A 7,490-nucleotide genomic window follows, 5' to 3' on the forward strand; every position below is an offset into this window, starting at 1 on the left:
AGTATTAATCTGCAAGATTGGTATCTATCTGGATTTTGTCTTGCAGCGTTTTATGAACCGGGCATTTATTGGCAATTTCCAATAATCGAGCACGTTGCTGATCGCTCAGATCGCCTGTCAGTCGAATGTTTCGTGTTAAGACGTCAATTTGCGTCTTTTGTTTTTCACAATCAGCGCAATCTTCAGCATGAATCCGATCATGCTGCAACTCAACCTGGATGTCCTGCAAGTCAATTTGCTTGTGATTTGCGTACATACGCAAGGTCATTGAAGTACAACTACCCAGCGCGGCAAGTAATAATTCATAAGGATTAAATCCAAGATCAGAACCTCCAAGCGCGATGGGTTCATCGCTGATCAAGCCGTGATGCTGTGTCAAAATCTCACGCGTGAATTTTTTATCGCGCTCACGCACTATCACAACACCCTGTTTGACCGATGGTCTTGCAGTTTCCTCTTGCTTTGCTGATAGTTGATCCGTTTCTAGGTAACAACTTGCCCAGGCGGATAATACCTCCGCAACATACTGGGAGTCTTTCGGGTTGGATAACATATGATCTGCATCATCCAACGATACAAAGCTTTTGGGATGTTTGGCCGCGGTGAATATGCGTGCTGCTTCGTCTATCGAAACCGTGTCATCCAGCGGCGCGTGCAAGATTAGTAACGCCTTTCTCAATTCGCCGATATGCGCCACGGAATTATATTTTTCCAGATCATCAATGAATTGACGACGAATATTAAAACTTCTTCCACCCAACTCAACTTGTACCGATTGCTGATCCTGCAATTTATGATACGAATCTGCAAACAAATGCTTGACATGCGATGCGGTTGCCGGCGCGCCGATAGTAACCACCGCTTTTACCAACGACAGCTCTTGTGCCGCTGCTAATACGGCAGCGCCGCCCAGACTATGTCCGATTAACAATGAAGGCGCAGCATACTGCTGCTCGAGATATTGCGCTGCGGCTAATAAATCCTGAATATTGGACGAAAAATTGGTGTGTGAGAAATCACCTGTGCTAGTACCCAACCCAGTAAAATCAAACCGTAACACGGCGATGCCCCGGCTAGCCAATGCAAGAGCAATGCGTGCCGCCGCCGGATTATCTTTGGAGCAGGTAAAACAATGGGCAAACAGCGCATACGATTTAACAGCGCCGGTTGGCATCTCCAACAAACCCGTTAATGATTCACCTTGCGAATTCTCAAATACTGCTTCAATACGTGGCATGGACTATCGACCTCTTCACAGCAAATCACACAAAACCTAAATTAGCCATGTCTGAATAGTACCAAAAATGACTGATTAAAAACCGCTCATTCGCATGAATAGAAAAAGTACCATGATAAATTCGATAAAATTATGAAACATCTGTCATGCAAATTTTAATTCCTGCGCAGCGGATAATGCAGAATTTTGCTTCTCGTTTTTCAATACTTCATCCAGACGAAATGGACTAAAGTATTGTAGCTGCATCACAGGATCATCCTGTAATTTATCAATCGCAGCTTTTGCGACTACAACTGTCTCGAAATTCGCAGTCACACCCGATAGAATTTGTTGCAAAACCGCAAGATCTTTAACGATGCCGATTTTATCGATAGAATGATATTTTGCAACTTCGACTCGATTATCGAATAGCTTTGCCGCACTCCCCCAAACAGGATTATCGTGATCGACACTGATCAAGGTTCTAATGCCCCAAACGATCATTGTCCCAAAAGTTTTTCCAACCTTCATTTGAGCCAGAATAAATTCAATCACAACGGCTTTGTTCTCAGCAGTGAAGGTATCGCATAATAAATGATTGATAATTTTTGTGACATTATGAATGTGATAGTGCAAAGCTGCTTCACCCCAATTGGAATCAGAAGTAGGAATCGAGAATAAGACATTGATGAATTCTGAAACTAATTCTGTCTGGGATGATCCGGACGATATTTTATTAACCATATACTCGATGACTAAGGCCTTATTTCTGCTTGATATTCGATCGCCGAACAAATCCTTTGTCAAAGCACCGGCAAAATCGACGGGAGTAAGATTAACATCATATTGTTTGTCAAAAAACAGAACGCTTCTCGCCAATGATTGCGCCAAATTTTCCAATGCTTGACCATGTTTCAGCTGCGCAACGAAATAATTGAGATTACTCGCTCCTGGAGGTGCATTGAACATCGCCAAAATGAGTTGAAGAATTGAAGTTTGTTGTTTAATGGTCAATGGCATGTCCTGATATTCCTCGCATGGATAGTGTAAATTTATTCTTAAAAGAAAAATGATGTAATGGACACTGTCTTTAGAATCAATGTGTCTTTATCCTTCAGGCAGTTGCAAAATGTCGATTAAGAATTACTCAGTGTTTTATTGGAGTTTTTGAGAATTATTGAAAGCAGATGTACTACAATTCTATTCAATGTATTACATAATATGTCCATTGAATTATCGGTTAAGGCATCGCTATTGGCAATGCGGCATATTGCCGCATCCGGAAAGCCAATAAACATAATCCTTCTCAATTAGAAAAGAAACCATGCGCCACTCAAACGTATTTATTTAATAATAATTCTATATGACATCGTTCCGAATACTTATTCTCGGTCATGGGGAAATGGGGCATGCAATGGAATTTCTACTCAAAGATCGTCATGCACTGGATATTTGGGAGAAATTTCCTCAAAACAGCGGCTCATCCATCAATCTTGAAGCAAGCGTGCCGCAGGCTGATATCGTATTGTTCTGCCTACCGGTGAACCCGCATCGTGAAGTAATTCAGCACATCGCACCTAGGCTGAAAAAAACCTGCTTATGTGTCAGTATTGCCAAAGGGTTGGATGAGTCAGGTAAAACTGCGGCTCAAATATTTGCCGACAACCTTGTGTATGAACAACCTTACGCCCTACTTTATGGCCCAATGATTTCCGAAGAAATTCGATCCAATCGATATGCTTTTGGGCAATTGGGTTGCCATGACTTTACTTCATTTGATAGGATTCAGACCTGCTTCGCTCACTCCAAACTGCTGCTTGAACACACCGCAGACATTACCGGTATCAGCTGGTCTGTAATTTTAAAAAATGTATATGCCATGGCCTTTGGCATGGCCGATGAGCTCAAGCTGGGTGACAATATGCGGGGCTTTCTTGCTGTAGCCGCCTTGCAAGAATTGGATCAGATTGTACTTGAATTAGGCGGGCAGCCGGGCAGTCCTTATCAATTGGCAGGATTGGGTGATTTGATCACCACTGCGACGAGTGAAAATTCGCATCATTATACATTAGGCCGAAAACTGGCCAGAGAAGAAACGAATGCGATTACTGGAGAAGGACCACATACTTTAAAAATGATCAATCAGTATCGGCTAGTAAATACGCAAAACTATCCGCTACTACAACTCATTAACGCAATCGTACAACACCCCAAAAATGTTCGACTGAAATTTGAGAACCATCTGAAAGTGGAGCACCATCCAAAAACTGGACGAGCAGTTAAACTGCTGACGCCACATTAAAGAAGGTAATGGATATATTGATCACGCAATTGATTAGCCATTATTGAGCAAGTAGTTTATTTTTTCATTGACTACTTCGTAGTAAGGTATTGTCGTAGGCCTACGTGAACATGTGTTATTCAAGGCTCAATAGAATAATTTGCAAGATTCATACGTAACAGGCCGCTGGAAAACTATCTGTAATAAAGCACTCCGCCGCAAGCAGCGGAGTATTAACTTCGCTCTTCAATCTGCTGGTTTTCAGCCAGCATTCTCCCCAAAGGGTGGGGAATTAAACCCGGAAGAGATTAAATCTTCGGTGTTAAAAACAGGTTCAAAATGCTCCTTTATTATGCTTAAGGAAAAGAGCACTGAGTGGGTATGAATTAGTCTTCATCCATTAGTTTCTTTATAACAAGCAGTATGGTGCCAATAAATTACTTACCTAAATAGTCCCTATCATCGGGTAAACATGTTACGATTTTTTCTAAAAATAAGGCCAATCTTGGTTACAAAAATACCAGCACTGAAATATTAAACAATCTTTCAGACACAAGAGAAATTTAACCAGCTGTTTATTATAATTTAATTGTTACACTAGTCTTTTCTGAAAGCCTTAGCCATCCCGAAGTTTAGAACGTTCACAACATCATGTAATGTTTTGAGAAAATCCTTTCTAACAAATACAATCCAAGGAGAGTAGCGTGTTTTTTACAAAAGATGATCACAAAATCAGCATCATAGGTGGTCTTTTATTATTGGGATTGACTCTGACAACTGGAATCACTGTTTATAATGCGATGCGTCAGCAAATTGAAACCGTATTAGGCAGAGGGTTAACTGGAGCCCTAGAAGGTAAGGCATTATTGTTTCAGACAAGAATAGAAAAAGGAATAGAAGATACCCGCGCTCTGGCACTTAGGCCCTTTATTGTTCAGTTTATGCAGGATTTGAATGATAATATCGACAATGAATCTGCAAGTAGCAATCTGACTCGAAATGTAAATTCCCTTACTCTGATAGGTTTTAGCGCTGCGGTAATTTATGACCGCAACGACAACATTCTGTCTCAGGTGGGTGTATTTAGCTCGAATGAAAATCCCACAATACTTCTGGACAACGCTGGAAGCTCAAAGCTTATTTGGGATAATGTGTTTATCCTGAGAACAACTGTTAATGTATTTAATCAAGGCAAAAAGATTGGAAGAATCACCACCGAAACAAGACTGCCTAATTTGACCAGAAGTTTTGTGAATGTTCAATCAATTGGGAAAAGTGTGGAATTTCTAATCTGTGCTAACTTAGCAGAAAATCGTCAAGCAATTGCGTGTCTTATCAGCAGTCCTGCCACTATTAGATTTACGCACTTAAGTATAAGCTATGGTAGAGAAAACAATTCCCCAAAGGAAATGGCGTTAAAAGGTAAGGATGGTTTTGCTTCTGCAGTTGATTACCGGGGTGTTCCCGTCATTGAGGCATATACACCGTTACCCACTTTGGGTGTTGTGATGACACTTAAATTGGATCAGGATGAGTTGTTTATGCCAGTTAATGATAAATTAAAAGACATCATCCTTTATTTAGTTGCTCTAATTCTTGCTGAAATTTTGTTATTGAATTGGTTCATTAGAAAACTAATAAGCTCTGAAAAGGAAGCGCGGCAATCAAAAGTTAAAGCAGAAGAATATTCCATTGAACTGACTAATAAAGAAAAAGAATTACGCAAAAGACTCAAGGAAATTACTTGTCTTTATGAAATACGACAGGAAATGGAACTGGAGATGTCCATCGATGGGGTATGTCAGAAAATATTTAAGCATTTGATCCCCGCCTTACAGTTTCCTCATGCTAGCGTAGCTGAAATTTTAATTAATGATAAACGGTATGTCTCAAAAGATTATAATAAAAACCAGCTTATTGAAGCACAATCCGCTAATATTATCGAGATAATAAAACCAGTCAGATCGAACGATAGAAAGTCTATATTTAATTTTTTCATTCAATCTGATATCTACATTAATCATAAACATCATGGATACTTGCGGGTTTACTATGCACAGGATGTGCAAGGTTCCAATATCGAAGAACAAAAACTTATTGATGCAATTGCAAGTGTTTTAGAAGGCTGGATTGAGCTAAGACAATTGGAGGAAGCTTTAGTATCAGTCGCAGAAGACCAGGTTCATAAAATTGGGCAAGAGTTGCATGATAATATTGGTCAACAAATAGCCGCCGTCGCATTTCAAGCCAGTGTTCTGGAATTGCAAACCGGCGACATGGATCAACCACGTGAAAAAATTTCAGAATTGGCAGCATCCATTGCATTGCAAACACAAAATCTGGTTGTAAATATCAAGCAACTCTCAAAAGTTTTATTGCCTTTTGAATTAGAAGCCAACGGATTGATATCTGCACTTCAAACGCTCGCCACCCGAATTAGCGGAACGTATAATGTTACCTGTACTTTCACTAATAATATAGGCAACGAAGATGTGGGCAGTGTAATAACGCTGAATATGTATCGAGTTGCCCAAGAAGCAATTAATAATGCAGTAATCCATGGTAAAGCAAAGCATATATCTATTTCTTTAACAATAAATGAATTAAGTGAGAGATTCATACATCTTACAATTTGTGATGATGGTCAAGGTTTCAATGGATCTACCTCAGAAGAAAATTTTTTTTCTGGAATGGGGATAAAGATCATGCATTATCGCGCAAAACAATTAGACGGTAAGTTAACAATTTTAAGACGGAATGAGAGCGGTGTAGAAGTGCATTTCATGGTTCCAGTAAATCAAGGTGACAGTTAATACTAAATCAAAAGTAATGTTAGTCGATGATCACGCCATGATTAGGCACGGCATGGCGATGTTGATTAATATGGAGACGGATATGGAAGTTTCCTGCGAAGCAGGAGATGGTCCCGAGGCTATTGAAATCATCAAGAAAAACATTTCTATTGATATTCTTATTTTGGATGTTTCACTCAAATCAGTGTCAGGACTCGAAATCATTAAAAGTATTCAATCATTAAACCCCACATTGCCTGTACTCTTTATTTCTATGCATGATGAATCTGTCTATGCAGAGCGTGCATTAAGAGCTGGCGCCCGAGGATATGTGATGAAACAGGAACCAAGGAATGTCCTGATAACAGCGATTCGCGAAGTATTGAAAGGTAATATTTTCTTGAGCAAAAGTATTCAAGAACAAGTATTAAAGCGAATCGCCGTGAGAGGTTATGAACAAGAAGCTACGGTAAACTCCCTCACTCCCAGTGAATTTGAGGTGTTCCACTTGATTGGCCTAGGTTATAACAGCCATGAAATTTCAAACCATTTATCTCGCAGCATTAAAACGATAGAAACACACCGATTTAATATTCGCACTAAATTGAAATTAAGAGATACTGGAGATTTAATTCGCTACGCAACCAAATGGTTTGCTGATCAATAATAAAATATAGCAGTCCAAACTCGGCCTGACAAACAGCTACCGAATTTGACAAAGCGATTGACAGACTGAGCCAGGACTACTGCAAACAAATAATATTTAATTCCAAGTACAGGATGGATAGGTACTCGGACAAGTCGTTCTCAAACCACCTGATGGGGAACTTGCCTGTCTTTTCCAGCGCATCACTTCTAGAACATCATCGACGTATTCTGGAAGACGTTGCCAGAATATATAATTGGACTTTAAATCATCGCGTGCGAATACCAGGAGTTCCTGAACTGTTGGCACATGGCCCTTTTTATCGCCGCGCGTATTTAAATAATTGACTTTCTCAACTGTCGGCGCGATAGGTACAATCCCTGAGAGTTGAGAGAAATGCTTGTAAGCGCCTGGGGGAGAATACTGATTACCACGAAAATTCAAACCTGGTTCATCAGGATAAACATCCGGGCAACCAAGTGCTCCTCCCATTTTCACCATCGCTGAAGTGATTTGCTTGAGATATTCGCGTGGATAGTTTATTTCTTGAATCGT

At 40.1% G+C, this 7,490-nt stretch carries 5 protein-coding genes and 1 pseudogene; 3 read left to right on the top strand and 3 right to left on the bottom strand.

Translation table 11 applies throughout. The features are described 5' to 3' along the window. Positions 1-4: 4 nt before the first annotated feature. Positions 5-1,237: a bifunctional alpha/beta hydrolase/OsmC family protein gene (locus tag K2Q13_RS06855; protein WP_292920280.1), complete on the bottom strand. Its 1,233-nt coding sequence runs from the start codon at positions 1,235-1,237 to the stop codon at positions 5-7. 144 nt (positions 1,238-1,381) lie between these two features. Then, complete coding sequence (locus K2Q13_RS06860; protein ID WP_292920282.1) at positions 1,382-2,236, bottom strand: hypothetical protein; 855 nt, start codon at positions 2,234-2,236, stop codon at positions 1,382-1,384. A 394-nt stretch (positions 2,237-2,630) separates the two neighbouring features. On the opposite strand from K2Q13_RS06860, the gene K2Q13_RS06865 reads away from it, so the two are divergent. The 3 genes from K2Q13_RS06865 (at position 2,631) to K2Q13_RS06875 (ending at position 6,956) form a co-directional block, all read left to right on the top strand. Then, a complete protein-coding gene (locus tag K2Q13_RS06865; RefSeq protein WP_292920284.1) occupies positions 2,631-3,518 on the top strand; it encodes a hypothetical protein in 888 nt (295 codons plus the stop codon). Between the two features lie 683 nt (positions 3,519-4,201). Beyond that, the gene (locus K2Q13_RS06870) at positions 4,202-6,310 is read left to right on the top strand and encodes an ATP-binding protein (RefSeq protein ID WP_292920286.1); all 2,109 of its coding nucleotides are present in this window, start codon (positions 4,202-4,204) and stop codon (positions 6,308-6,310) included. Further along, a complete protein-coding gene (locus tag K2Q13_RS06875) occupies positions 6,300-6,956 on the top strand; it encodes a response regulator transcription factor (protein ID WP_292920288.1) in 657 nt (218 codons plus the stop codon). Before K2Q13_RS06870 ends, K2Q13_RS06875 begins: the two co-directional genes overlap by 11 nt. A gap of 96 nt (positions 6,957-7,052) precedes the next feature. Here the strand turns inward: K2Q13_RS06875 and K2Q13_RS06880 are convergent. Then, positions 7,053-7,490, bottom strand: a pseudogene (locus tag K2Q13_RS06880) (glycoside hydrolase); the annotation flags it as partial.

This window comes from Nitrosomonas sp., from assembly GCF_019752095.1.
Lineage (GTDB): Bacteria > Pseudomonadota > Gammaproteobacteria > Burkholderiales > Nitrosomonadaceae > Nitrosomonas.